Genomic DNA, 24,461 nt, shown 5'->3' with positions numbered 1-24,461 from the left:
GGCACGAATCGCACCGATAGATCAGGATCGAGCAATCGCGCCTCACGTCGAAGATCGAGGTCAGGCAGCGCGTGCCCCTCTCGCATTTGGGGCACGCCGGCCCCGGCTTGTAATGCTGATCCGGCCTCGTTGCCGGGCCTGCTTGCTGTTCGCTGCTCATCTCATCCCTCGTTGGAGGACTGAGTTCCTAAGTACCAAAGTGGACATTCGTTCCAAATCGCACGGGCAGCGCTTCTGATGGAAGCGACGGCCTAGACGCCCCATGATCGCGCCCGCCGATCATCGGCTTCGTCGTGAACCATCAAGCGGGTTTGCCCTGAACGATCAAACCGGCTTGCTGTTGGCGCCCCCCCCGCAGTTCGTCCAGGCTCTCGACGGTGCAGATGCGCGCGGCGCGGCGGGCCAGTTCGTCGTAATTTTGCGCCACCTTGCGCAGCACGTCCCGCGTCTCGGGGTACTCGCAATTGTCCGCCTTGGTGCGAAATTCTTCCGCCCGCATCCGCCAGTAGCGCGGAGGGTGCATCCGCTCGGTGCCCATGGGCCACTCCCCTCGATTGGTCCGACTGTTCGTGTTCGTTAATGGAGAGCGCGTCCAACAGTTCCCGCGCAGATGTTCTGGCCCCGATCGCACGTTCAGATTGCGGCCCGCTGGGACGGCATCTCCCGGGATTGGTCGACTTTAGTTCAAATGCAGCAGGGCGGGTTCGCCAGGATGCAATTGGTTCGCGCCATGCTGGACAATGTCCCTTGCGACCAACGCAATCGGGCAAGGGCCGGAGAGATCATCGATGTATTACGTCGCCGCCGCGTTGCTGGTACTGTCGGGACTGTTCTACTCCGCGAGCCATCACGAGATCGGCTCGTTCGGCGTCACCATGTGCACCTATGGCAGTGCGTTCTGCAACAACCCGCTGATCGTCTTTGCCGGCGCCGCGCTGGCCGGCGCCTGGGGCATGTTCGTCAGCATCAAATAGTCCCGACCGCACGCGCTCAGGAGACAAACGTCTCGCCGGTGCGCGGGTTGCGCACTGGCCGGCCATCGCAGTCCGGTCGCGCTCGGAATGCGTGCCAACGCTGCACCGGGTATTCTTCGATGATGCACTTATACAGGTGTTTTGCCCGACGAGTCAAACAAAATTAGCTTTTTCAGAAATCAGCGAGGCGCGCCTTACCCGCAGCCCGGGAACCTTGTTCCCTCATTAGCATTTGTGAAGGACGCGCCCCGACCGAGACCCCTCCTGCCATGACCGACGATGCCGTCAGCCCCACGAAATCCGCACCGTCGCTGTTGCAGAGGCTGGGGCCGGGTCTCGTCACCGGGGCCGCCGACGACGATCCGTCCGGCATCGCCACCTATTCGCAGGCCGGCGCGCAATTCGGTTACGGACTGCTCTGGACGGTATTTCTGACCACGCCGTTCATGATCGCGATCCAGCTCGTCAGCGCCCGGATCGGCCGCGTCACCGGCAAGGGGCTGGCGGCCAACGTCATGCAGATCGCGCCGCGCTGGGCGGTGCTGTCGCTCGTCGCCATGCTGGTCGCCGCCAACACCTTCAACATTGCCGCGGACATCGCGGCGATGGCGGAGGCGCTCTCGCTGGTGATCGGCGGCCTCAACCACGAGCACGCGCTGATCTTCGCGGCGGGCTCGACCCTGCTGCAGGTGTTCCTGCCCTATCGGCGCTATTCGCCGGTGCTGAAATTCCTCACCTTGGCGCTGTTCGCCTATGTCGCGACCGCCTTCACCGTGAAGATCCCGTGGAGCACGGCGCTGCTCGCGGCGGTGTGGCCGAAGACGAATGTCAGCGCCGACTATTTCATGATGGTCGTCGCCGTGCTCGGCACCACGATCAGCCCGTATCTGTTCTTCTGGCAGGCCTCGCAGGAGGTCGAGGAGATGAACCAGGGCAAGCGCGACAAGCCGCTGCGCGAGCTGAAGCGCGGCGGCAGTCCGGAGCTGGCGCGCATCCGGGCCGACACCCTCTCCGGCATGCTGCTCTCCAACGGCATCGCCTTCTTCATCATCCTCACCACCGCCTCGGTGCTGCACGCGAATGGCGTCACCAACATCAACTCGGCGACGGAGGCCGCCGAGGCGCTGCGGCCGCTCGCCGGCGATTTCACCTTCGCCCTGTTCGCGATCGGCATCATCGGCACCGGCCTGCTCGCAATTCCGGTGCTGGCGGGCTCGGCCGCTTACGGCGTGGCGGAGATCTTCGGCTGGCGCGCGACGCTGGAGGCGAAGCCCGACGAGGCGGTCGGCTTCTACACCATCATCGCCGCCGCCACCATCATCGGCTTCGGTCTCGGGTTCACCGGCATCGACTCGATCCACATGCTGGTCTGGAGCGCCGTGCTCAACGGCATCGTGGCCGTTCCGATCATGGCCATGATGATGCTGATCGTCTCGAGCAAGGCGATCATGGGTCGCTTCAAGGGCCGGTCATGGCTCGTCGCGCTGGGCTGGCTCGGCACCGCGTTGATGGCGCTGGCTGTGCTCGCCCTGCTCGGCTCGTCATTGATGGGCTGACTAGCCTTTGACTAGCCTTGCGACAAGACTGCCGAGATCTGCGAGGCGATGATGAAGGCCGCGAACACAGCCGGCACGCTGATGAAGCGCAGGAATTGGTCGATCGAAAGCATCGCTGTCTCCCCCAAGACAAAAACGTATACGCCGCCGCGCTATTCCACCCCGTGCGCGACGTGCTGATCGGCCGTCAGAAACTGATCGGAAATGGCGGCTCCACTCATCGTGAGCAGCGCCAGGATCGTAATCACAGCCAGAAATCTCATGGCCGGAAGATCGATCCCGATTGTGGCCAAAAACGTCAGAGCATGGCGCCTTTTCAGGACGATCCCGGGCAAGATCATGGCTGTCCCCACCGGATTCCCCGCGTTTTCCAATAGAACGTTCGGAAGGGGCTTCCCTGCACACCTCGCCAGGCTTCACTGCGCAAGGCCGTTAGCCTAACAATCGTGGCTGGACCCGGGCTTGCGCCCGCCAAAGAAAAAAGCCCAGCCGGGCAACAGGGAGCGACATGACCAAATCGTCGAAAGCAACAAGTCTCGAAATTCTCGCCTGCGACGCCGGCTGGAGAAACTACCACTTCGTCAAGCTGACAACCGAGGACGGCATCGTCGGCTGGAGCGAGTTCGACGAGGGCTTCGGCTCGCCCGGCGTCGGTGCTGCGATCCAGCGCCTGTCTGCCCGCGTCGTCGGGCAGAACGTTTTCCGGCACGAGCGCATCTACGCCGAACTGTTCGCGGCCACGCGTCCCGCCGCCGGCGGCGTGGTGGCGCAGGCGCTCGGGGCGATCGAGAATGCGCTGCTCGATGCCAAGGCGAAATGTCTTGGTGTGCCCTGCTACGAACTGCTCGGCGGCAAGATCCGCGACCATGTCAGGGTCTATTGGTCGCATTGCGCAACGTGGCGGATCAATCACCCGTCCTGGTACAAGCCGCCGATCGAGAACCTCGACGGCGTCAAGGCAATCGGACGCGAGGTCCGCGAGAAGAAGTTCACCGCGCTCAAAACCAACATCTTCTCCTATGATGACGGCAAACCGACCGGTTGGCGACCGGGCTTCGGCTCGCCCTTCGCTCCCGAGATCAACGTCGATCGCAAAATCCTGCGCGATCTGCGCATGCATTTGGAAGCGATCCGGGACGGTGCAGGCCCCGACGTCGACATCTTGCTTGACTGCAACTTCAACGCCAAGACGGAGGGCTATCTGGAGATCCTGCGCACCATCGCGGACCTCGACATGTTCTGGATCGAGATCGACAGTTTCAATCCGGAAGCGCTCGGTTACATCCGCAGGCAAAGCCCGCATCCGATCTCGTCCTGCGAGACGCTATTGGGCTTGCGGGAATTCCTGCCCTATTTTCGCGAGCAGGCCATGGACGTCGCGATCATCGACACGCCCTGGAACGGCGTCTGGCAGTCGATGAAGATCGCAGCCGCCGCGGAAGCGTTCGAAGTCAACGTTGCTCCGCACAATTTCTACGGCCATCTCTGTTCGATGATGAACGCGCATTTCTGCGCCGCCGTGCCGAACCTGCGCGTCATGGAGATCGACATCGATCGCCTGGCGTGGGACCGCGAACTGTTCACGCATGAGCCCGACATTCAGAACGGCCATCTGGTCATTCCGGACCGGCCCGGCTGGGGCACCGATCCGAACGAGGAAGCCCTTCGCGCGCATCCGCCGAAGACCACCGGCGGATTGCTCAACTACGGCCGGAAGGGCTAGAGCGTCTTACGGCGTCACTGGATTGACGGTTGGGGACGTCTTCGGCCCCGGCCGCTCCGGCTCGATCGGGGAGTGCGGTTCGGTCGGGAGAATTTTGGCACCTGCGGCCCGCGCGGCTTCACCCGTGGTTGCGTACATCGCAACATGGGCGGGCTGCGTTTTGGCCCGATTCCATGGTCCGTGATCGACGATGAGCATCGCAGCAATCGTCAACGCGGCCACAATCAACGCGATTACGCCGGGATGGCGAAGCGCTGAGGACATGGAGTTTGCGAAGCGATCCGTTGCCATCGTGGAATCCATAGGCTTTTCCTCTCACAGGTTAATGCAATCGCGTCCTGCGAGTTCCGCCCTTGGCCAAGGCAAGTTCCAAGCGGATACGGGAACCTGGTCGCCCCAAGGCGCTCAGTGTTTCACATCCGGCCGCGCGTCGCCGACGAACCGGTCGCGGTTCGGCATCTTGACCGCTGCAAGCGATTTGGCATCGAGCGTCGCATCCGCTCCGACCAGTCCATTCAGGTTCAGGATGTAGGCGGACACCGCATAAACCTCTTCATCGCTCAACGATTGCGGCGCGTTCTGCGGCATCGCGCGGCGGATGTAGTCGAACAGCGTCGGCGCATACGGCCAATAGCTGCCGACCGTACGGATCGGCTTTGGCGTTGCGATCGTGCCCTGCCCACCGACGAGCCGGTCACCGAGCCCGCCCTCGCCTTTGTCGCCATGGCATGATGCACATTGCTGGGCGAACACCTCGCGCCCTTGGCTCACCGAGCCGCTTCCCTTCGGCAGATTGCTGCCGTCGCGTCCGATATCGATATTCCAGCCCGCAATCTCCGCAGCCGTCGCGGGCCGTCCGAGGCCGTACGAGGTCTGCGCCTGCGCTCCGCTCGGAAACGTACACAGCACAATGACGACAGCAATGCCGCAAGTCTCACGCCAGCGCATTGGTCACCTCGCCGTCAGCCGCGATGCGCCAGGGCCAGATCGCGTTATTGTGGTAGAAATAGTTCTCGCCGCGCACCGCGAGCAGCTCGGCCAGAGTCGGCTGCACATAGCCGGTTTCGTCAATGGCACGGCTCTGGATCACGGCAGGCTTTCCGTCCCACTGCCAGGGCAAGCGAAAGCGTGTCAACGCACGCGTCAGCACCGGCTCCTGCAATTGCGCGCTTTGCCAACTCTTTCCCTCGTCGACGGACACTTCGACGCGCGCGATCTTGCCGTGCCCGCTCCAGGCGATGCCCGTGATCTCGTGGAAGCCTGGCGCGCCCAGGCGTTGGCCGCCGGAGGGCCTCGTGATAATCGACTTCGCCTCCATGTAGAACGAAAATTCACGCGCGGTGCCGTCCGGCAGCAGGTCTGTGTATTTCGAGGTCTCCTCGCGCGAGTAAACCGGCTCCGCAGTCACATGCAGGCGCCGCAGCCACTTCACACTCATATTGCCCTCGAAGCCCGGCAGGAACAGCCGCAGCGGATAGCCCTGCTGCGGACGCAGCCGCTCCCCGTTCTGGCTGTAGACCAGCATGGCGTCCTCAAGGCATTTCTCGATCGGGATGCTGCGCGTCAGCGCAGCCGCGTCGGCACCTTCGGCGACGATCCATTTGGCATCCGGCTTCAATCCGGCCTCCTGGAGCACCAGCTTGAGGCTGACGCCGGTCCATTCTGCACAACTGACCAGACCTACAAGGTCCGACGCGGTCTTGCCGTAAGGCTTGCTGTAGCCGGGATTGCCGGAGCATTCGAGAAAGTGGACGCGCGATTCCGACGGGAAACGCCTGAGATCGTCCATTGTAAAAATCAGCGGGCGCTCGACCAGCCCGTGCAGCATCAACCGGTGCTGGGCCGGATCGATGGTCGGAACGCCACCATGATGACGCTCGTAGAACAGTCCGTTCGGCGTGATGATGCCATCGAGCTCCTGCAATGGCGTCCGGCTGGAGGCCGAGATGTACTGCTTGAGCGTCTTCGAGATGTTCTTGACGACGCCCTTTTCGAACGGTGACGGCGCGCCGTAGGGCTGGCTTCCCATCGGTTCGCCGGGCGCCTTCATCCATTCGGGAATGTTGGGTGGAAGGTTGTCGGTCTCGGCGGCAACCGATGCGCGGGCGCCCAGGACGGTACCACCCGCCACCGCAGCACCGCCGCGCAGAAAGCGGCGGCGAGTCGTCCCCGCGGGTTTGTCGTCGGCATCGAACGTGCGGCTCATTTGCGGATCCTCGGCTGAAGCGCGACCCGCATGAAACATTCTGCGACGAGCATTTGCAATTCGCACCTGTTTCAAAAACAGGCGATTTCCATCTGGACTGATCTAAATCCGGTGGCGGCGACGGCAGTTCTCTTCTTCGCAATGCACAAACGGCTCGTCCGTCACTCGCCCGGCGCGATCGCATTGCTCGGGGTCGGCCGGTCGGCGATCTGCTGGCCGAACAGACTGCCGATCAGTTCGACCGCGGTGCGCGCGGTGCGGCCACGCTCGTCGAGAAACGGATTGAGCTCGACGATGTCGACTGATCCGACCACGCCGGAATCGTGCAGAAGCTCCATGATCAGATGCGCCTCACGATAGGTCGCGCCGCCCGGCACCGTCGTGCCCACGCCGGGTGCGACGCAGGGGTCGAGAAAATCGACGTCGAAGCTAACATGCAGCACGCCGTTGCTGGCCCTGACGCGCTCGATGACGCGGCGGATCAGCACGGCGACGCCAAACTCGTCGATCTGGCGCATGTCGACAACCCTGATCCGGCGCGTGCGCATCAACTCCTTTTCGAGCTTGTCGATCGAGCGCGCGCCGAACAAGTCGAGCCGGTCGGGACCGATCGGAGCACGGGGGTCATCGCCGAGCAATCCGTCGAGGCCGGGTTCGCCGCACAGGAATGCCGCCGACATGCCGTGCATGTTGGCGGTGATCGTCGTCTCCGGCGTGTTGTAGTCGGCATGTGCATCGAGCCAGAGCACGAACAGCTCGCGTCCGCGCTCCTGCCAGTGACGGGCCATGGCATTCACCGATCCCATCGACAACGTGTGATCGCCGCCGAGAAAAATCGGCAGCGCGCCGGTTTTCGCGATCTCGTAGCCTCTGCGGCTCAGCACGCGTGTCCAGCGCTGGATTTCGCGGTAGTGATTGGCTTTGTCGGGGGGCCTGTCGGCGAGGTCCCGGAGCTCGGCCACCGAGAGATCGCCGTAATCGACGACCTCGAAATCCAGGCTCTCGAGCAATGTCGCAAGGCCGGCGGTGCGGAGCGCCGCAGGGCCCATCAGGGTACCGCGCTGCGAAGCCCCCATGTCGATGGGAGCGCCGAGCAAGGCGATGCGCCGGGCTCGATCCGTCGTGGTCCTGTCGGTCACAGCTGTCTCCTGAGATCAGCAAGCTTGAGCCAGCCTAACAGAGATTCGCATCCGTCGTTTCACGGGGGCGGTCGGCGCGGGGGGCGCATCGTCTCGGAACAAAAGCCCGCGCGCCGAATTGCTCATGCAAGGCCGGTACCCGCCGTAAAACCACGGCGCCTGTCGCGGATAGCCAAAGGTCATGCGACCCGCTGTTCAGAACGAGCGCTCGCGCGGATAGCCAAAGGTATCGGCCTCCGTCACTTGATCAGCCCGGAGGTCGCGCACTTGAGCACGGAGATCCCGCAGTCCACCTCACATCCCGGCATGGCCGAGCGCGCCGTTGATGTCGCGACGGACGTATCCCGCACCATCGGTGAAATCGCAGGTGGCCTGCACGCAGCTGTCGACCGCATGACCTCCGCAATCGACGACGCGCGCAAGCCCGGAAAACCCCTCGCGACCGTCGCCGCGATCACGCGCGAAGCACCGCTTGCCAGCCTGTTCGTTGCTTTCCTGTTCGGCGTCGCGGTGGCACGTCGGCGCTAGAAAGACATCAAACTTGCCCCACTTCGGCTTGGCGCCTGAGAGCTTCCGCACAACGTCTTTAGCGTTGGGGGCAAATAGCGCTTCTGGGAGTGGGATTGCGTTCTTTCAGAAACACCCAGCAGGCGTGTCCCTTTCGGTCACCGCAGAAAGAGGCGGACCTGCCGCGATTGGGATCATCATCGCAATGAGAGCCGGACTTTTCCTCACTGATCTCATCCTAATTGTCGCGCGATAAGCAGCGGCATTTTCGAGTGCCGTAGAATGATTGATCCGCACCAGGTGAATACGATTATCTCCACGACCATTTGCGCATTTTTTGCACATTACCCAGACGCAAAAATAGGAATTGAAGAAGCCAAGCTGCTCGCGAAGCAAATTGCGGATGCTCTCAACGAGGCGGGACTGCAGATTTCTGCCCCCGATCCGGCGAGTCCAGAAGCTGACTAGATGCCGCTGGGCGATCGTCCAGAGCTCATGTGCGCCACTCTTCCTGACCGGAGATCGGCTGTCGTTCAGCTGGTTCGTTCCTGGCGCTCAGCCAGTTGGGTCCTCAATCACAGCTCCGGCTCTTTGATCCTCTTCGGCACCAGAAGTGCTTATGACAAGAAGGGCTTGCAGTAGCGGTGCACACCACGGACGACGGTCGACGCCCCGGGCCGCACGTGGGGTAGACCATAAGGCCACCTGCGCCCGTTGGCTGATATCTACTCCTATCGCAGCTGCCGCTAATGGCTCCTGAGTTGTATTGCGGTCTCGACTTTGACGAAGATCAGGTCGCGCTCTCGCCCATCCCAGGTGCGCTCTGTGGATCGAATCCACTGCGAAGCGGCTCATAGGAACAATTCAAAAAACCGTGAGTTTGAATACAAGAAATCCGAAAAGCGAGAGAGGGATGTGATGACGCGGTCCGTGGAAGAATTGAGGCGTGAGTCCGAGCGAAGTCGCGCTGAGTTGGCCGCTACGGTCGATCGGCTGAAAGAGCAGGTCTCGGAGACGGCCGAGGACATCCGCCATAAGGTGTCGCCGCAGCACATCAAGTCGGAAGTATCCGACTATGTCACCCACACGACAAAGAGCTGGGTGGACGGACTGAAACAGCAAGTTATGGACAACCCGATGTGGAGCGTGGCCGCCGGGACCGCCGTGGTGGTTCCACTCCTACGCTTGGCGCGTGGTGTCCCCTTGCCGCTTTTGATGATCGGTGCCGGCTTGGCGCTCACCTCGAAAACCGTGCGAGACCGCGCCGCCGAGGTTTCCGGCCCTGCGATGGACAAGGCGAACGAGGTTTTCGAGGACATGGCGGATCGAGCGCGCGCCATGCAAGGCGATCTCAGGGATCAACTATCTTCCGCCCGCAATCAGGCCGCGAGCATGGCCGACGAGGCGCAAGATTCGACTGCCGGTCTCGCGGCGGATTTACGCGCACGGGCCTCCCAGGCCGCCGAGACGATTGGCGAAAAGCTCAAGAGCGGGGTGGATGCGGCGAAGGACAGTGCCTCCGCAGCTAAGGACGCTGCCGGAAGGGCGCCCGAACAAGCTCGCGCGATCATTAGCGATAATGCCGCGCTAATCGCCGGTCTTGGGGTGGCGATCGGAGCCATTATCGCAGCCGCTCTTCCGGAAACCAAGGTTGAAGCCAAGGCCATGAGCCAGGCGAGCGACGGCGTGAAGCGGGCCGCCGCCGAGGCCGCTCAGTCCGGATTTGACGCCGCCAAAGATGCCGCAATGTCGGCAGCCGACGCGGCAACAAGCAGAGTCGCCGAGGCCGGCCTCGGTGAGCATGCCAGCCGCATGACTCAGAACCTCGCTGACTCGCTCAAGACAGCCGCCGACGACGTCGTCGGAGCCGCTTTCAATCCCTCCCGCAATTCCAATACCTGAAGGAACACACCATGAGCGATCTAGACCTGAGCAGAGGCACGAATTCAAACGAAGATCGGAACGCGGGTTCTCCGAAGAACCTGAAGGACCAAATGGCGGAGGCTGGAGCGACTGTGAAGCAGCGGGCCGACGAGGCCTTCCGGGCAACCGCTGACATCGCCCAGGACAAGTTCAAGGAAGCCGGGGATGCGGCCAAGGACCTCGCTTCGGGGACCATGGACCAGATTCGCGGCCAGGCACGCGAGCAGCAGCGGACTGGAGCCGAGTTCATTGAGCGACTTGCCGGCAATGTTCGGGAAGCGGCTCGCGCCTTCGAGAGCGATGTGCCTTTTGCCGCCCGCGGCATCAACTCCGCCGCGGACTATGTTGAAGATACCGCCGAGAAGATCCGCAACGGCAGCTTCCGCGATCTCCTCGATGGCGCAACCGATTTCGCAAAGCGTCAGCCTGCCGCTTTCCTTGGCGTTTCGGTGCTCGCCGGTTTCGCCGCCGTCCGTTTCCTGAAGGCCTCCGGCGGTGACTCGCCTTCATCGCGACCTGGGATGAGTAGTGGAACGTCGTCGACGCAGGGCGACACGTGGCGCGGAAGCACGTCTTCCACGGGAGCCGGGCAGGCTTCCATGCAGGGCTCATCGGTATCCGGCAACAATCCGCAGCGAACGACGTCCTTCAAAGGCGGCAGCGTATCATGACCATTCAGCACGATATCAAGACAAGCCAGAACGATCTTCGGACCATCTCCACGCTTGTAGCGGACGCGATGGGGCAGTTCGCCAAGCTGTTCCAGAACGAAATCGACTTGGCCAAGGCTGAACTCAGCGACAGAGTGCAGAAGATAACGGGAGCAGCAGGCTTCATTGCCGGTGGCGCCCTTCTGGTGACCCCCGCCATTGTGATGGCGCTGTTCGCATTGTCGGCGGCGTTGATCTCCGCGGGATGGTCGCAACCGCTTTCCTACCTGACATCCGCGATCCTCGCTGGCGCCATTGCGGGCGTGCTGTTTGCGGTCGGCATCAATCGGATGGACGCCCGTAATCTTGCGCCGCGGGAGACCATCCGGCAGCTGGAAAAGGACAAGGACAGCGTGAAGGGAATGGTCCGATGAGGAGCACGCAAACCGGCTTTTTCGACAATCTGGTCGCAGCGGCCAAGGAAAATCCCCTTGCCGCCGTTCTAATTGGAGGCGGCGCGCTGTGGCTTATGGCTGGTGAAGACAGGATCAAGGGCGCAGCTCGGTCGACGGCGGCCGCCGCGTCCGGTGTGGTCGATGGCGGGGTGAGCACGATGCGGACCGCGGCATCGGCGATCCAGCGCACTGCGGCGCCGCCCACGGCGCCCGAAATGGATCACATAGGGTCCCTCGATGGCGAAGACACGTTGCAGTCAGCCAAGGACGCTGCATCCGGCGTTCTGTCAGGAACCGCGGACAAGATGAGGGCTCAGTTCGAGGACGGCCTAGAGATGGCGCGGGACGGCTTCGCTAAAGTGCGCGACCAGATTCCGGGCGGCGAAGCCGTCTCAAAAGCAAAGTCGTCATTGTCTGATGTGCTCGAAAAGCAACCGCTGGTGCTTGGCGTCGTCGGCTTGGCCATTGGCGCCGCAGTCGCAGGGGCATTTAGAACCACCGACATTGAGAATGAGTATGTCGGAGAGACCAGCGATGCTGTGAAGGCCGACCTGAACACCCGTGTTGGTGCCGTCTCGCAGGCGTTGCGCGAAAACTCCGACACGCTGTTAGCAGAGGTCTCCGATACCGGCGGCGAGGCTCTGGATCGAATCAGGCAGACCGGGATGGATGCAGTCGAAGCAGCCCGTGAAAGGGCCAAGTCGCCTAATGTGCTGTGACCACTGAAGAGTCGTCGCGACGTCCGCGGCGACTCTTCCGAATTATTCCGCGTACAACATCAGCGCATCATCTAGGGGCCCAGCTCGCGCTCCCGATTCGTGATCAGCGCTCCTCGTAGCAGTAGATCTGCTTCGCATCGCTCAGAAGTGGCTGTTGAAAGCGACCTTATGGGATCTTGATCGCGAAGCTCAAGTGTTCAGGCGGCACTGACGGCGGCGCACTCGGCTGCGAAGAATTGCCGCTCGAATGCTTCCGCCGGCATCGGACGGCCGAAGAAATAGCCCTGGCCTTCCTCGCATCCCATGCTCACCAGGAAATCGGCCGTCGCGCGGTTCTCGATGCCTTCGGCCACGACTGTCAATCCGAGCTGTTTGCTGAGGCCGATGGTCGACCCGACGATCGCGGCATCGTCGGAGTCCGCGAGCAGACCGAACACGAACGACCGGTCGATCTTGAGCCCGTCGAGCGGAAACTTCTTCAAATAGCTCAGGCTTGCATAGCCGGTGCCGAAATCGTCGAACAGGACGCGGACGCCGAGCTGCTGGATGCGTTTGAACATGTCGAGCACGCGCGCTTCATCATGAAGCAGGATGTCCTCGGTAACCTCGAGCTCGAGCAGCGACGGTGTGAGCCCCGTCGCTTCGAGCATCCCCGCAACCGAATGCGCCAGATCGCCGGACTGCAACTGCGAGGGCGACAAATTGATCGCGACGCGCACTCTGTCGCCGGACAATTCCCAGGCGCGTGCCTGCCGGCAGGCGTTCTCCATCACCCAGTTTCCGATCCGCTCGGACAGGGCCGAGCTATTGACCACCGGCATGAACTCTCCTGGCGAAACGTAGCCGCGCACGGGATGCCGCCAGCGGATCAGCGCTTCGGCCCCGACCAGGCTGGCATCGACCAGGCGAACCTGGGGCTGGTAGAACAGCTCGAACTCGCCGCGATCGGCGGCAAGCGCCAATTCACTCTCCAGCGTCAGCCGGTTCTCCAGCTCCTCCCGGATCGCGCTCTCGAAGATCACATGGCTGCCCCGCCGGGTCAGCTTTGCCTTGCTCAGAGCGAGATGGGCATTGCTCAGGAGATCGTCGGCGTTGTGCCCGCCTTCCGGATGGATGGCGACGCCGATGCTGATTCTGACGCGATGCTGCCGCGTGCCGGTCGCAAGCGGCGCTTCGAAGGCGCGCGCGATGCGCTCGGCGAACTCTGCGATTGGCGGGTCACCATCGGCGCCTTTGCGCGCAATGGCGAATTCGTCTCCGCCAAGCCGGGCAACGACAGCGCCGCGCGCCTCGGCTCTCAGGCGACCAGCGACCGCCTGCAGCACGAGATCTCCGGCCGAATGACCCGACATGTCATTGATGCTCTGGAAGCCGTCGAGCCCGATCACGAGCAACGCGACCTCGCAAGGGCGCTGCCCCGCATCCGCGATCATGCCGACCAGTCCGGCATGCAGCGTGTTGCGGTTGGCAAGACCGGTCAGCGCGTCGTACTCGGCGAGATATCTGACGCGTTCGGCCTCACGCTTGCGGACCGAGATATCGCGCAGGATGGCTCCGTACTGGAAGCCGTCCGTTCCCTGCCAGCCCGAGAAGCTCGCCTCGACCGGGAAAGTTTCACCGTTCTTGCGCCGCCCTTCGAACTCGACGACGACCGCCCCGCCAGGGACCAGGAGTGCCTGGCGCGCGGCGTCGCGCATGGACGGCCTCGCGTCACCGTCCCCCGCCACGGCGCACAACGTTTCGAACGGGCGGCCGATGATCTCGGCGGGCAGATAGCCGAAGATCGCACTGGCGCCGGGATTCCACACGGTGATGAGCTGATCTTCGTCGGTGCAGATGAGGCCATCGCCGAGCGACATCGCGATACGATGAAAGCGGCTTTCGGCGATGCGCCCCAGGAGACCTCGGAAATCGATTTCGTCGAGTGCAATTGCCGTCAGATAGGCGACAATCGCGATGTGGAACAGCGATGTGTCGATGATGAAGGGCCATCTTGCCTGCACGAGGACCGCCAACAGCTCGAAAACCGCCCCGACCGAGATCAGGATTGCGGCGCGAATTCCCGGTCCGAAGCGGCGCCACGAATACACCATCAGCAGGCAGATCCCAGCGAGACCCAGGATCATCCCGGTATCGGAGGTCCAGCGCAGCATCCGGTTCTGGAGGATCGATTCCGCTGCCAGCGCCTGGAGGATGGGTCCGGAGATGATGCGGCCATTCGGAACGCTGAAGCGGTCGCCGAGTTCGAGCGCCGTCGCTCCAATGATGATCTTCTTGTCTCTCAGCTTGTCCAGAGCGGCGGTTTCGCCGCGGAGCACGTCGACATAGGAGACACTCGGAACCGAGTTCGCCCGAATGCTGAAATCGATCAGGAAAGGCGGCCGCCGATTGGCGTCCTGCCCGGCCAGCACGACGGCCATCGACGGCATCACGGCCTCGCCGAGCTTCTCGCCGAACGGATAGCGGCGAACGAGCCCGTCGGATTCGATCGCGACATTGACCAGCGCCGGCCACGACTGGTTGCCGAACGGCTTCAGGGGGCGATTGATGTGAGCTGCGCCGCCATTCGGCGCGGGCTGCTTGAAGGACGGCAGGATGGTCGAGCCCCCGGCCTCACGCAGCGCTTTGACGAAAGCCTCGTCGGAGGCCGGATCGGATGGCGAGCTGAAATCGACGTCGAAAGCGACGTCCTGCGCCCCCGCGGCCTCTAACCTGTGCAACAGTTCCGCGTGCAGCCGGCGCGGCCAGGGCCACACCCCGATCTGATCGATCGAGGGCGCGTCGATGGCCACCACGACGACATTGCCGGTCGCGGCACGCGATTGCCAGGCGAACCGCAGGTCGGTCAGCGCGTTGCGAAGCGCACCATGCCACCCCGTGGACAGCACGATCGCCAGCGCTGTCACGACAAGAATATGCGGCCGAAAGCGTCCCACCCGATCCTCCTGCGCACCCGCTTCCGCAGGTGCGCCCCCTCATCCCCTAAGACATCGCCTCAGTGCTTGTTGTGGCCAAGGGCATTGCCGTGACCATTGCTGCCGTTGCCGCCGCCATTGCCGTTGCCGTTGTTACCCCGGCCGTTACCGGTGGCGCCGTTGTTGCCGTTACCATTGCCGGAATTCCCACTGCCGGAATTGCCGTTACCGGATTTGCCCTTGTCCGGTTTGGTCTTGCCACCGGAGTCTCCGTTGCCGCCGCCAGAGCCGTCGCTGGATGCACCGGCCGTGGTGGCGGCTATTGTCGTGCTCGCAGCCGACGAACTGGTGCCAGCCGTCACGCCGCTGCTCGTGGTCACCGCAGTGTGGGCGGTGCCGTTGGATGCCGTTGTGCCCGCTTTCGAGTCGCCCCAGACCGTCTCGGTGCTGGCGTGCGCGTTGCGCCCCTGTCCGGGGGCACCGCCGCCGTGGGCGAGCCCGTGCGTGACCTTGTGGACGTTCAGCTTGACCTCGCCCAGCGAACTCGAGATGCGCACGACGCCGGGCTTTGCAGCATCAGCCTTCGCAGCACCGCCCTTGGGCGCGTGAGCTCCGGCCGCCTGTTGCGATGGCTTGAGCGCGGCGGCCGCCTTGGCGCCCTTGTCGATCGGACCGAGCGCGTGGATCGCATGGCCGTTCGCGGCGTTGCGCGGGGCCGACAGGCCTGATTTCGGCACGGGGACGCGCTCGATGCTCGAGGCGCGCGGCTTGCCGTGCTCGATCGGATTGAAGGTCCCGGAGCCGCTGAGAGAAAGGCCGGGCTTGCCATGCTCGAAGACGGTGGCGGCCTGCCCCGGCAGGACCTGGGCGATCTGTCCCGTCTTGAAGTCGGAGACCTCGACCTGGCCGCGGAGCACGCCGACTTTGGTGCTGCCCGCATTCACGGTAACGCTGAACTGCGTTCCCTTGACGACAGCGGCGAGATAGGGCGTCTCGACCTCGAAATGCTTGACCTTGCGCTTCTCGACCTCGAGCAGGATCGAACCTGCCTGCTGGATGATGGTGGTGGAAAGGCCTTCCTTGCTCTCGGTCGGTAAACCCACCACCGAGTTGGGAGAGATCAGGATCGTTTCCTCGCCGCGGACGAGCAGCACGCGGCCATTTCGTCCGGTGCGAATGGTATCGCCGGGCTTGAGTGCCTCCTGTTGGTCCAGCGAAACCTGCTGCGCGCCGCTGGTGGCGACCCAGACCTCGCCGCTGGCCTTGCCGACCGACCAGACGCCCTCGTCCGCGGCGGATGCGACGGAGGCCGTTCCCAGGATCAGCGCAGCCGCCAAGGCGCACCGCATTCCAATTTTGCTCAGCATGACGATCCTCAGTCCCCGTTACAGCCGGCCTTGAGGGGTATCCGAAATCACTCAACATAGGATTAGCAGGAAGCGGCCACCGGAGCGGTCGCGTTAACCATTCGTTGACCATAAAAAACTATGAAAAATCATGTGGCTAACGAACCCTTACCGCTTCACGGGCGCATCTCCGTCAAACTACGGGGACATGCGAGTCGCGCGCGTTGGGAAGCGGCATCTCGTTACCACAGCGGTGCTGTTGGCGCCGATCTTCGCGGGAGTTCCTCAGGCTTTCGCGCAGCAGGCGAACCAGCCAGGGTTCGATCCGCGCCAACCTCAGAAATATTTTGAAAACCAAACCGAGCGGGAATCGCTGAACCGTCCGCCGGTCAGGCTCCCGACAGTCGACCAGCCCAACACCGGCGGCGATACCAAGCCTCAGTTCGTGCTGCGCGGCATCGAGGTCAGCGGAGCTCGGGCCATTTCCCGCGATCGCATCGCCGCGGTCTACCAGCCCTATGTCGGCAAGAAGGTTTCGCAGGCGGATCTCGCCGCGATCGCCGGCGCGATCAGCGATCTCTACCGCGCCGATGGTTTTCACTTGAGCCGTGCGATCGTGCCGCCGCAGGACATTGCCGACGGCCTGCTCCGGATCCAGGTGATCGAAGGCGCCATCGTGCAGGCCGAGCTGAAAGGCGACGGCGCCGAGCAGTTCGGCGTGAGACCGATGCTTGGGCCGGTTCTGGCCGAGCAACCGTCGCGCCTGGCAACGCTGGAACGCCAGCTCTTTCTCATCAACGGCAGACCTGGCGTCCGGATCACCGATACCGCACTGGAGGAGATCGGCGGTGCAACCGGCCGCTTCCGCCTCATCGTCTATTTGAAGACCTGGCACGTCTTCTCCTCATTCGGTCTGGACAATCTCGGCTCATCATCAGTCGGTCCGTGGCAGACCTACGCGACCGGCGCGTTCAATTCCTATCTCACGCCCGGCGACACGCTGGGGGTCAACCTGTCGACCATCGCCAATGACCCCCGCCAGCTCGGCTTCGCACGGCTGTCCTACGATGCACCGGTCGGTGTCGACGGCGTGCGTCTCGGCGGGTCCGTGCTGTATAGCGCGGTTAGGCCGGGCGATGCCCGCCGCCTCGACAGCGACATCACCACGACCGAGGCGTTCGAGCTGCGTGCCGGCATCGTCCCATTGCAGTCGCAATCCTCCTCGCTGACCCTGACCGCGGCGACGACCTTCAGCAACGTGTCCGAGCATGACCTTTACGGCCCCTGGTACAACGACCACATCAGGACCGCGAGCCTGACCGCCGACTACCGGCTCCAGGATCATTTCGGCGGCACCAATTTCGCGACGCTGACCTACCGCCAGGGCCTCGACATCTTCGGTGCCTCGCATTTCGACGACGACCTGTTGTCGCGCGACGGCGCGTCATCGAACTTCTCCGTGCTGAACCTCTGGTTCACGCGCTACCAGACGCTCAACGATGTCTGGTCGCTCAAGGTCTCCGCTGCGAGCCAGACGGCGTCACGGCCGCTGTTCACCTCGCAGCAATTCTATCTCGGCGGCGCTGCCTTCGGGCGCGGCTATGGCGCAGCCGAGATCAGCGGTGACAACGGTCTTGCCGGCTCGCTCGAACTGCGCTTCGACCAGAAGCTCAATTTCCGCTACTGGACCGGCTATCAGCTCTACGCGTTCGGTGACGCCGGTGCAGTCTGGAACTACGGTTACCGCCTGAGCGAGGGCCTGTCGCTGACCTCGGCCGGAGCTGGCGTGCGGTTCTTCCTGCCGGACGATTTCCAGGCTGATCTCGGCGTGGCCCTCCCCCTGAGCTACCGGGCGCCCGACAACGAGCGCCGCAGCCCGCGCTTCCTGTTTACTCTGTCAAGCGCGCTGCGGCTCTGCTCCGAACGCGGCAAGGGCGGTTGTCTGTAAACCCCTTGTCCTTCGCGCTGTAGCCCTCGAGGTGCGGCCCTTTTTGGGCCCAGGCTCATAGTCTTGCCTAAATTTAATCCCGTAACCTGCTCACGATCGCTCGATCCGGGAGTTCCCAACGACCATGTTCAGTCAAAAGTGATTTGAGACGGAACCATGAAAAAGGTGTTTGCAGTTCTGGCGTTTCTCTCCGTCCTCGGCGTCGGCCAGTATTTCGTCGTCAGCCGGTTCGCGATCCGCCATGAGGTGTTGACCCTGTTCGACGCCGCCCGCCAGCGGCCGATTGCGGTCGAAATCGCTGTACGGCGCGATTACGAGACCAAGGCCAATCTCGGGCTCTGGAAGCTCCCGCTCGCCATCATCAGCAACGGCAATACCGTCAAGGCCACCGAATATTCCTTCTTGGCCAACGTGCTCGCCGCACGCGGTTATCTCGTCGCCAGCATCCAGCAGGATTTGCCGAGCGATCCGCCGCTGATGACCAAGGCCGGTCAGCAATATGTCGGCCGGCGCGAGGTCTATATCCGCTGCGAGGCCAACATCCTCTTCACCTTGGGCGAGTTGAAGCGGCGGCAGGAGAACGCCGACTACGACCACATCACGCTCGTCGGCCATTCCAACGGTGGCGACGTTTCGATGTATGTCGCCCATCAGCACCCGGAGCTGGTGTCGAAAGTGATCACGCTCGACAATCTGCGGGTGCCTTTCGTGCTTAGCGACAACATGAAGATCCTGTCGTTCCGCTCGAAGGATCCGCATTTTGTAACCGATCCCGGCGTGCTGCCGACGCCGGAAGAGGCCAAGGCGCGCGGCATCGACATTATCCACACTGGCGCACAGCATACCGAGATGAGCGATCGCGGTCCCGATGCGGTCAAGGAGAAGATCCAGGCGACACTCGACCGCTTCCTGCGCGACAGCGCCAGCAGCGCGCTCGCCCCGGCCGATACGCGAAGCCCGATGATCATGAACCCCGGCGACTATTAGTCCGGCCCTTGCGGCAGATCAAGGCTGCCGCGAGCCGACCACGATAGAAAGGCCTCGCCATCTCGGAGAGGCACGTGTCGCACTCCATCGAAAGCCTCGATACAAAAAGACTCGATACGACAAGCTTTGGCCTGCCCGCGGCAAGGACGCCGAGATTCGCCCGGCATCTCTATCGTTCGGCTCGAAAGCTGCTGCGGTCGATCATCGCCCGCATCGACCTCTCGCAGTTTCCGGGTTCGTGTTGCGGATGAGGACGGCGTCGCGAGCCAACAACACACAGGGCTTCCCTATGCACCGGCATTTAAGACGAATTTGCCTGCTGGTTGCAATGCCCTCAAGCGAGGGCACGTCGTCCGCTCCTGCCTAGCGTAATTTTGAAACAAGAGTACTTCCTCCATGTCCCGTCCGCTTCTGGCGCTGTCATTGGCCAACCTCACATTGGCGCAGCTCGCGACCACAGATGGTCTGAGGAGGCTCGCGAACCGGCGCAGCTTCGATACCTTCCTGCGGGAGGCCTATGTCAAGCACGCCATTCAATCGGTGCTGCTGATCGACATGGACCAGTTCAAGGGCGCCCTGGGCCACCAGGCCAGGGAGTTGCCTCCAGCGCATTGCCGAGGTGATCGGAAGCGCCACCGCAAACACCGGAGGATTGTCGGCGCGGTATGGCGGCGAGGAATTCGCGGTGATCCTGCCCGGCGTGAACGAAGAAAGGGCGGTGAAGGTGGCCGACGCGATTCGGATGCTGGTCGCTCGTTTGCAGATCCACCATCCGCGCTCGCCACGAAAGTACGTGACTATAAGCCTGGGCGTTGCCGAAAAGGGCGACGCCACCACGGATGAGTTGGCGCTCACCCGTGACGCTGACATCGCCTTGTACCACGCAAAGGAACAGGGCCGGGACTGCTCGGTCGCAGACTCCTCGCTGGTATCCTCGCGCCTGGAAATGCCGTCGCTGGTGCCCTCAACGCCTGATCTGGAGGGCGCGTGATGAGATCGCCGGACAAGCGAGGAGCGCGGCGAGTTGAGTTCGAGCGGGCCATTCCGGCGAGCATGATGGCGATCGACGGAACGTGGCAGCGCGCTTGCACTTTGAAAGACGTATCTGACGTCGGAGCCAAGCTTTCATTGAGGGCTCCGTGGAGGGGCTGCTTTTGAAGGAGTTTTTCCTGGTGCTCGTCCACCGGGCATTGCCTATCGCCGATGCGAACTGGCGTGGGTACCGGCGAGAACGCCGATATGATGGATATCATCCAAGATTGGATCGTCGACCGACGAAGTCTTCTGAACTGCGATAACAATTTCGCGCTGCTGTCTAGAAGCTTGGTTCAATGCATGAAGGGTTTCGGGCGGCAGGCGAACACCGGATAAGTCGCACCGGGGAATGGCTCAAGGTCGCGCATAGAATCGCAAAGAAGCGTCTCACGGCCCTATTCATCGGCGCGTCCGACCGCACTAACAGCTTTTGACCACCGCTCTCGATTTCGGCAGACAGCGTATTCCAATCCGCAACGCCAAACATCTTAGAAACCAGCTCAAGGCTCTCGCTATGACTGATATTGACAGCTCTTGCGGAAAGAGAACTGCGCAGCGTATGCGCCATAGCCTTTGCATCGCGAAAATCGCGCGTGACTTCTTCCTTTGAGTAGAGCGAACCCGGTATGTCAGGTGGTGCGTTTCTGACCCGGATGCTCCGATCAAGGGAAGCCATGAAGGGCGGCCCGATACTTTTACCGTTCCCGTAAGGGTGCAACCAGCTGGTCGTATCAACCGGCGCGAAGTTTCGCCGAGATATAGCCGAGTGTCAATCAGGCGTTTCGCGCCAACACGGGCCGGCTGAATTTGCGCGCATGGCCCATAGCGGCCCAATCGCGGAATGGTGCGCAAGGGCAGCTTTTAGCCCTTCGCTACCGTTGACGTGGAGCCGCGGCATGTCGGTTTAGAGGGCAGACCGGAAGTTTACAATGGAGCGCCGGACCGGCGCTTTTGACTGATTGCGGACATTTTTAGGAGCCGAGTAACGGGTTAGACCTACAGTTGACCGATTTCGAGAACCGAAGCAGCTTTCGTGAGAACCTGGCCTTAAACGTTAGTTACTTTGCTCATCTATCTCTAAGACGCAAAGCCACTTGGGTTTCCGCACGTTTCGATAGTTGAGGGTCACAATTGAGGTCATCATCCGGCTTGCACTTCATCGGGCTTGACCACGTTCGGGCAGTGGCGGTGCTCATGGTGTTCGCTTGGCACTTCACGCATGCCACTGGTGGTTATCCTGGGACGTTCGAGGGCGCCCCAGCTGTGTTTCCGCTGGCCCTATTTGATGAAGGTCACACGGGAGTGGCGCTGTTCATGGTGCTTAGCGGATATCTTTTCGCGAAATTGCTTGACGGAAAATCGATAAACTACCTTGCATTTTTCTGGAACCGTTTCATCCGGCTCGCACCCCTCCTAGTCCTCGTCCTCATCCTAGTTGGGATCAGCAGGTATGCGGTGGGCGAGAGCCTAGGTGTATACGTCGCCAATATGGTCAGCGGATTCGTCGTCCCCGCTTGGCCGAATGGCGGATGGTCCATCACGGTCGAAATGCATTTCTACATCGCGTTACCCCTCCTGATCTACATGAGCAGGCGCCACAAGTGGGCGCCAGTCGTCTTCGTGGCGGCAGCGATGGCCCTGCGCTCCATCATCTTCCTGATGCTCGGGGAAATCGAATACTTCGCGTACTACACGATCATTGGCCGCATAGACCAGTTCGCTTTGGGCATCACCGCGTTCAGCTATCGTCACATTTTCACCGGAAGGCATTTTTCCGCCGTCGGGATACTCACAGCGTTCACTATTGGGTTCTGGAATTTCGACCTTGCCGGAGGCTTCTACGGAACAGAGCGCAATCCGCTGTGGATAATCCTCCCTACCGCCGAAGCCGTCACCTACTCATCGCTTATTGCCTACTATGACACGAGCTTCAAGCTGGGAAGCGCTGGCATTTCATGGGCGTTCTCGAAGATCGGCGAATATAGCTATTCGATCTACCTGCTGCATACGTTCTTCGTGTTCCAACTAGCGGAATTCGTTCAACGCCACTTCATGGACATCTCTAACTTCTACGTTGCGCTCGCGTGGTCATTCGCCTGTTTCACCCTGATGATTCCGATCGGGGTCATCAGTTTCACTTACGTGGAAGCGCCTTTTCTTCGGCTTCGTCGGGTCTATACAAAGCCAAATACACAAGTCTCGCTCAGTATAGCGGCAGCGGCGCTACGTAGCGATCAGACGTCGTCGTGCTGATGTATGCTCCGGAACGCGTTCCCTCGAGCAGTCTGATCGGCGCCAGCTTTCCCTTCAGCCCTTGTCCTGTTGCGCAGCGATGACCGTGGTCACCGGGCGAGCGGCATGCTTGTCCGGCGACTCCTCATTCGACATACCGCTGATGCCGCACATGGCCCACAGCCGACCTGCCGCCAGCAGCCGTTCCAGGGCCACGGTGACTCGTACCTACGTGAGCCCCGCCGGGCCTACGGCCAGCCGATGATTCAATGCGAACAGGCGTAGTAAAATTTGATGAGCAGCGCGGAACCTACCGAGGCGCACACCCTGAACATGTACAAGCCGAATTAAGAAAGCATTAGATGAGCCTCAGGTATCGACAATCTAAGAGGGGTCAGGGATCCCAAACGATGCGATGGATGGACTGAGTGATGCGAAAGGGAGGCTTTGTCTTTGCCGTTTTGAATGCTTATCGAGGCAGCGAAATTCTGCGCTTATGGATCGCAATTGCAATTGTTGCAGCCGTCGACCTCATATGGCTTCGCGCCGCTGGGATGACGATGGCCATCGATCCGACGCAAGCAATTGCGTTCTGCGCTGCCGCTCTTCTCTCGTTTGTTTACACGAGGTTGAGGCCGGATCGGCGTATCGCTGAGCTTGCCACGGCTTTGGCTCAGATCATTGCCTTTACGGTCGTGGGCGCGATCCTGAGTTATCTAACCATCACGGCAAAGTTTCCGTTGGTCGATTCCCAGCTGGCCGGTGTCGACACCCTGCTGAAACTGAATTGGCTGGCTTTCTTTGAGTGGGTTGAGGTCAGACCAATTATCAAAGCGGTCCTCGCAGTCGCGTATCACAGCTGTATGCCGCAGGTCGCCATCTTGTTGGTGTGGTTGAGTGCGTGCGGGCGATTTGAAAGGATGCGAGAGTTTGTTTGGCTGTTCGTAACATCCCTCCTCGTGATTCTTCCGATCTCGTGGATACTGCCGGCAGCGAGCGCATGGGTATACTTCGGCGTCGTCGAACGCGTCGACGCGTACCATTTGATCGATTTTAATGCACTCCGAAGCGGCGAGATGACACGCATTTCGTTGACGCACGTGAATGGCCTGATCACATTTCCTTCGTTCCACGCTGCGCTGGCCATAATACTTATATACGCCAGTCGAGGCGTGAAGATGCTTTTCCCGCTATACTTTGTCTTGAACATGGTGATGCTTGCTGCAACACCTACTGTCGGCGGTCATTATTTCATTGATGTCATCGCTGGCGCGGGTGTCGTTCTCTGCCTCGCTTGCCTTCGACAGCTTCGCTGGGGCGTTTTGTTTGCGCGATGGAACACCTCGCCATCTCACGCGGCCGGATAGTAATCCACGCCCTGCAAGCGACAGAGCGATTTGTCTTGGCAGAGGTCAAGCAGATTGAAGTCCACTTGTGGCCCATCAGCGAAGTCGTGGCGCGCCATATTGAGGTCTGCTCAGCGAGGCATGGCGGACTAGATTTGCTCACGTCCAGTTCTTCGCCTTTTGACCGATTCTGTTGAAAAAGTCTTTTGTAGCTCGGGTGTCAATTTTTTTAGGGCCGTCCCCGTGAGCGGATTTTGATGTTGCCGTCAACGCAGAAGAGCTGCGGCACGCGGCCGGCGGCATCAAGCGTGATCGGCTTCGGCCAGGCTAGGGTGAGAGCCGTGTCTTGGTAGCAGTTCTGAGGGGCGGATGTGGTGCCAGCTTGAATAAGGAAGAGCTTTCCACCTCCAAGCGGCTTTGCGAACTCGTCAAGCTGCTGCATCATTGAGATGCCGGAGATCGTTCCCGCGGCAAATGCAGAAGATTCGGCCATGAGCCGGCCGCAAACTATGAGGCCAAACCGCAGGAGCGCGCGCATCAAGTGTCGGAGGAAGGATCAACCTTTCGTTCGAGATCCGCGACGGACAAACTGCGGACTTTGAAGAGTTTCAGAGATTTGCAAAGATTTCGAACAAGGACGTGCACTCATAAGATCTGTCACCCTCGCCGGAGTACGCCCTTACGAATAAAAAGAGCAGCCAAGGGAGATGCTATGGGGCGGCGACGAGGATATTGCATCCATTGTTGCTGATGAACCGATGGAGCGCCCCATGCAGAAGTTGAACGATCTGAGCCGATCC

At 61.6% G+C, this 24,461-nt stretch carries 25 protein-coding genes and 1 pseudogene; 15 read left to right on the top strand and 11 right to left on the bottom strand.

Features of this window, described 5'->3' with window-relative positions:
• Positions 1 to 301 precede the first annotated feature (301 nt).
• Entirely contained in the window at positions 302 to 538 is a 237-nt protein-coding gene (locus IVB50_RS19265; RefSeq protein ID WP_204511901.1) for a hypothetical protein, read from the bottom strand.
• 250 nt (positions 539 to 788) lie between these two features.
• Between IVB50_RS19265 and IVB50_RS19260 the strand changes: the two genes are divergently transcribed.
• Together IVB50_RS19260 and IVB50_RS19255 are read left to right on the top strand one after the other, a co-directional pair.
• Positions 789 to 974 carry a hypothetical protein gene (locus IVB50_RS19260; RefSeq protein ID WP_018454867.1) on the top strand — a complete coding sequence of 62 codons (186 nt, stop codon included), beginning with the start codon at positions 789 to 791 and terminating at the stop codon, positions 972 to 974.
• A 269-nt stretch (positions 975 to 1,243) separates the two neighbouring features.
• Positions 1,244 to 2,530, top strand: a complete 1,287-nt coding sequence (locus IVB50_RS19255; RefSeq protein ID WP_018454868.1) for a divalent metal cation transporter — start codon at positions 1,244 to 1,246, stop codon at positions 2,528 to 2,530.
• Positions 2,531 to 2,682: 152 nt separating this feature from the next.
• On the opposite strand, the gene IVB50_RS19250 is transcribed toward IVB50_RS19255, so the two are convergent.
• Positions 2,683 to 2,871: a hypothetical protein gene (locus IVB50_RS19250; RefSeq protein ID WP_247296981.1), complete on the bottom strand. Its 189-nt coding sequence runs from the start codon at positions 2,869 to 2,871 to the stop codon at positions 2,683 to 2,685.
• 167 nt (positions 2,872 to 3,038) lie between these two features.
• Here IVB50_RS19250 and IVB50_RS19245 point away from each other — a divergent pair, with 167 nt between their 5' ends.
• Positions 3,039 to 4,253 (top strand): mandelate racemase/muconate lactonizing enzyme family protein, encoded by a 1,215-nt coding sequence (locus IVB50_RS19245; protein ID WP_247296980.1) that lies wholly within the window; start codon positions 3,039 to 3,041, stop codon positions 4,251 to 4,253.
• A gap of 6 nt (positions 4,254 to 4,259) precedes the next feature.
• Here IVB50_RS19245 and IVB50_RS19240 read toward each other — a convergent pair whose 3' ends face one another.
• From IVB50_RS19240 to rocF, 4 genes are all read right to left on the bottom strand, one after another.
• A complete protein-coding gene (locus tag IVB50_RS19240; protein WP_018454872.1) occupies positions 4,260 to 4,556 on the bottom strand; it encodes a hypothetical protein in 297 nt (98 codons plus the stop codon).
• 102 nt (positions 4,557 to 4,658) lie between these two features.
• Positions 4,659 to 5,201 (bottom strand): cytochrome c, encoded by a 543-nt coding sequence (locus IVB50_RS19235; protein WP_018454873.1) that lies wholly within the window; start codon positions 5,199 to 5,201, stop codon positions 4,659 to 4,661.
• The gene (gene soxC / locus IVB50_RS19230) at positions 5,188 to 6,459 is read right to left on the bottom strand and encodes a sulfite dehydrogenase (protein ID WP_247296979.1); all 1,272 of its coding nucleotides are present in this window, start codon (positions 6,457 to 6,459) and stop codon (positions 5,188 to 5,190) included. The genes IVB50_RS19235 and soxC overlap by 14 nt, the downstream gene beginning before the upstream one ends.
• Before the next feature lie 161 nt (positions 6,460 to 6,620).
• Entirely contained in the window at positions 6,621 to 7,598 is a 978-nt protein-coding gene (rocF, locus tag IVB50_RS19225) for an arginase (RefSeq protein ID WP_026232832.1), read from the bottom strand.
• Between the two features lie 267 nt (positions 7,599 to 7,865).
• On the opposite strand from rocF, the gene IVB50_RS19220 reads away from it, so the two are divergent.
• The 6 genes from IVB50_RS19220 (at position 7,866) to IVB50_RS19195 (ending at position 11,852) form a co-directional block, all read left to right on the top strand.
• Positions 7,866 to 8,126, top strand: coding sequence for a hypothetical protein (locus IVB50_RS19220; RefSeq protein ID WP_026232833.1), 261 nt, complete (start codon positions 7,866 to 7,868; stop codon positions 8,124 to 8,126).
• A 261-nt stretch (positions 8,127 to 8,387) separates the two neighbouring features.
• Positions 8,388 to 8,573 carry a hypothetical protein gene (locus IVB50_RS19215; protein WP_018454877.1) on the top strand — a complete coding sequence of 62 codons (186 nt, stop codon included), beginning with the start codon at positions 8,388 to 8,390 and terminating at the stop codon, positions 8,571 to 8,573.
• A gap of 357 nt (positions 8,574 to 8,930) precedes the next feature.
• Positions 8,931 to 10,007: a DUF3618 domain-containing protein gene (locus IVB50_RS19210; RefSeq protein WP_346659514.1), complete on the top strand. Its 1,077-nt coding sequence runs from the start codon at positions 8,931 to 8,933 to the stop codon at positions 10,005 to 10,007.
• Positions 10,008 to 10,099: 92 nt separating this feature from the next.
• Positions 10,100 to 10,699, top strand: coding sequence for a hypothetical protein (locus tag IVB50_RS19205; protein WP_247296978.1), 600 nt, complete (start codon positions 10,100 to 10,102; stop codon positions 10,697 to 10,699).
• The gene (locus IVB50_RS19200; protein ID WP_247296977.1) at positions 10,696 to 11,112 is read left to right on the top strand and encodes a phage holin family protein; all 417 of its coding nucleotides are present in this window, start codon (positions 10,696 to 10,698) and stop codon (positions 11,110 to 11,112) included. The genes IVB50_RS19205 and IVB50_RS19200 overlap by 4 nt, the downstream gene beginning before the upstream one ends.
• Positions 11,109 to 11,852, top strand: a complete 744-nt coding sequence (locus IVB50_RS19195; protein ID WP_247296976.1) for a hypothetical protein — start codon at positions 11,109 to 11,111, stop codon at positions 11,850 to 11,852. The genes IVB50_RS19200 and IVB50_RS19195 overlap by 4 nt, the downstream gene beginning before the upstream one ends.
• 197 nt (positions 11,853 to 12,049) lie before the next feature.
• Here IVB50_RS19195 and IVB50_RS19190 read toward each other — a convergent pair whose 3' ends face one another.
• Both IVB50_RS19190 and IVB50_RS19185 read right to left on the bottom strand, forming a co-directional pair.
• A complete protein-coding gene (locus IVB50_RS19190; RefSeq protein WP_247296974.1) occupies positions 12,050 to 14,788 on the bottom strand; it encodes an EAL domain-containing protein in 2,739 nt (912 codons plus the stop codon).
• A 59-nt stretch (positions 14,789 to 14,847) separates the two neighbouring features.
• Positions 14,848 to 16,134, bottom strand: coding sequence for a FecR family protein (locus IVB50_RS19185; protein WP_247296972.1), 1,287 nt, complete (start codon positions 16,132 to 16,134; stop codon positions 14,848 to 14,850).
• A gap of 130 nt (positions 16,135 to 16,264) precedes the next feature.
• Here IVB50_RS19185 and IVB50_RS19180 point away from each other — a divergent pair, with 130 nt between their 5' ends.
• From IVB50_RS19180 to IVB50_RS19165, 4 genes and pseudogenes are all read left to right on the top strand, one after another.
• A complete protein-coding gene (locus tag IVB50_RS19180; protein ID WP_247296971.1) occupies positions 16,265 to 18,061 on the top strand; it encodes a POTRA domain-containing protein in 1,797 nt (598 codons plus the stop codon).
• Positions 18,062 to 18,217: 156 nt separating this feature from the next.
• Entirely contained in the window at positions 18,218 to 19,048 is an 831-nt protein-coding gene (locus IVB50_RS19175) for an alpha/beta fold hydrolase (protein WP_018454885.1), read from the top strand.
• A gap of 619 nt (positions 19,049 to 19,667) precedes the next feature.
• Positions 19,668 to 20,039, top strand: a complete 372-nt coding sequence (locus IVB50_RS19170) for a GGDEF domain-containing protein (protein WP_245288402.1) — start codon at positions 19,668 to 19,670, stop codon at positions 20,037 to 20,039.
• Positions 20,039 to 20,291: pseudogene (locus tag IVB50_RS19165) on the top strand (PilZ domain-containing protein). The gene IVB50_RS19170 and the pseudogene IVB50_RS19165 overlap by 1 nt, the downstream one beginning before the upstream one ends.
• Positions 20,292 to 20,363: 72 nt before the next feature.
• Here IVB50_RS19165 and IVB50_RS19160 read toward each other — a convergent pair.
• Positions 20,364 to 20,651: a glyoxalase superfamily protein gene (locus IVB50_RS19160; protein ID WP_245288406.1), complete on the bottom strand. Its 288-nt coding sequence runs from the start codon at positions 20,649 to 20,651 to the stop codon at positions 20,364 to 20,366.
• A 563-nt stretch (positions 20,652 to 21,214) separates the two neighbouring features.
• Between IVB50_RS19160 and IVB50_RS19155 the strand changes: the two genes are divergently transcribed.
• On the top strand, positions 21,215 to 22,336 hold the full coding sequence (locus IVB50_RS19155; protein ID WP_026232836.1) for an acyltransferase: 1,122 nt from the start codon (positions 21,215 to 21,217) through the stop codon (positions 22,334 to 22,336).
• 54 nt (positions 22,337 to 22,390) lie between these two features.
• Here IVB50_RS19155 and IVB50_RS19150 read toward each other — a convergent pair whose 3' ends face one another.
• On the bottom strand, positions 22,391 to 22,531 hold the full coding sequence (locus IVB50_RS19150; RefSeq protein WP_247296970.1) for a hypothetical protein: 141 nt from the start codon (positions 22,529 to 22,531) through the stop codon (positions 22,391 to 22,393).
• A gap of 215 nt (positions 22,532 to 22,746) precedes the next feature.
• Between IVB50_RS19150 and IVB50_RS19145 the strand changes: the two genes are divergently transcribed.
• Positions 22,747 to 23,682, top strand: a complete 936-nt coding sequence (locus IVB50_RS19145) for a phosphatase PAP2 family protein (protein WP_247296969.1) — start codon at positions 22,747 to 22,749, stop codon at positions 23,680 to 23,682.
• Positions 23,683 to 23,890: 208 nt separating this feature from the next.
• On the opposite strand, the gene IVB50_RS19140 is transcribed toward IVB50_RS19145, so the two are convergent.
• The gene (locus IVB50_RS19140; protein ID WP_018460205.1) at positions 23,891 to 24,199 is read right to left on the bottom strand and encodes a hypothetical protein; all 309 of its coding nucleotides are present in this window, start codon (positions 24,197 to 24,199) and stop codon (positions 23,891 to 23,893) included.
• Positions 24,200 to 24,461: the final 262 nt, after the last annotated feature.

The organism is Bradyrhizobium sp. 87 (assembly GCF_023073015.1).
GTDB classification, from domain to species: domain Bacteria; phylum Pseudomonadota; class Alphaproteobacteria; order Rhizobiales; family Xanthobacteraceae; genus Bradyrhizobium; species Bradyrhizobium canariense_D.
The sequence above is the reverse complement of the archived record's forward strand: the minus strand, read 5'-3'. Positions and strand labels throughout refer to the sequence as shown.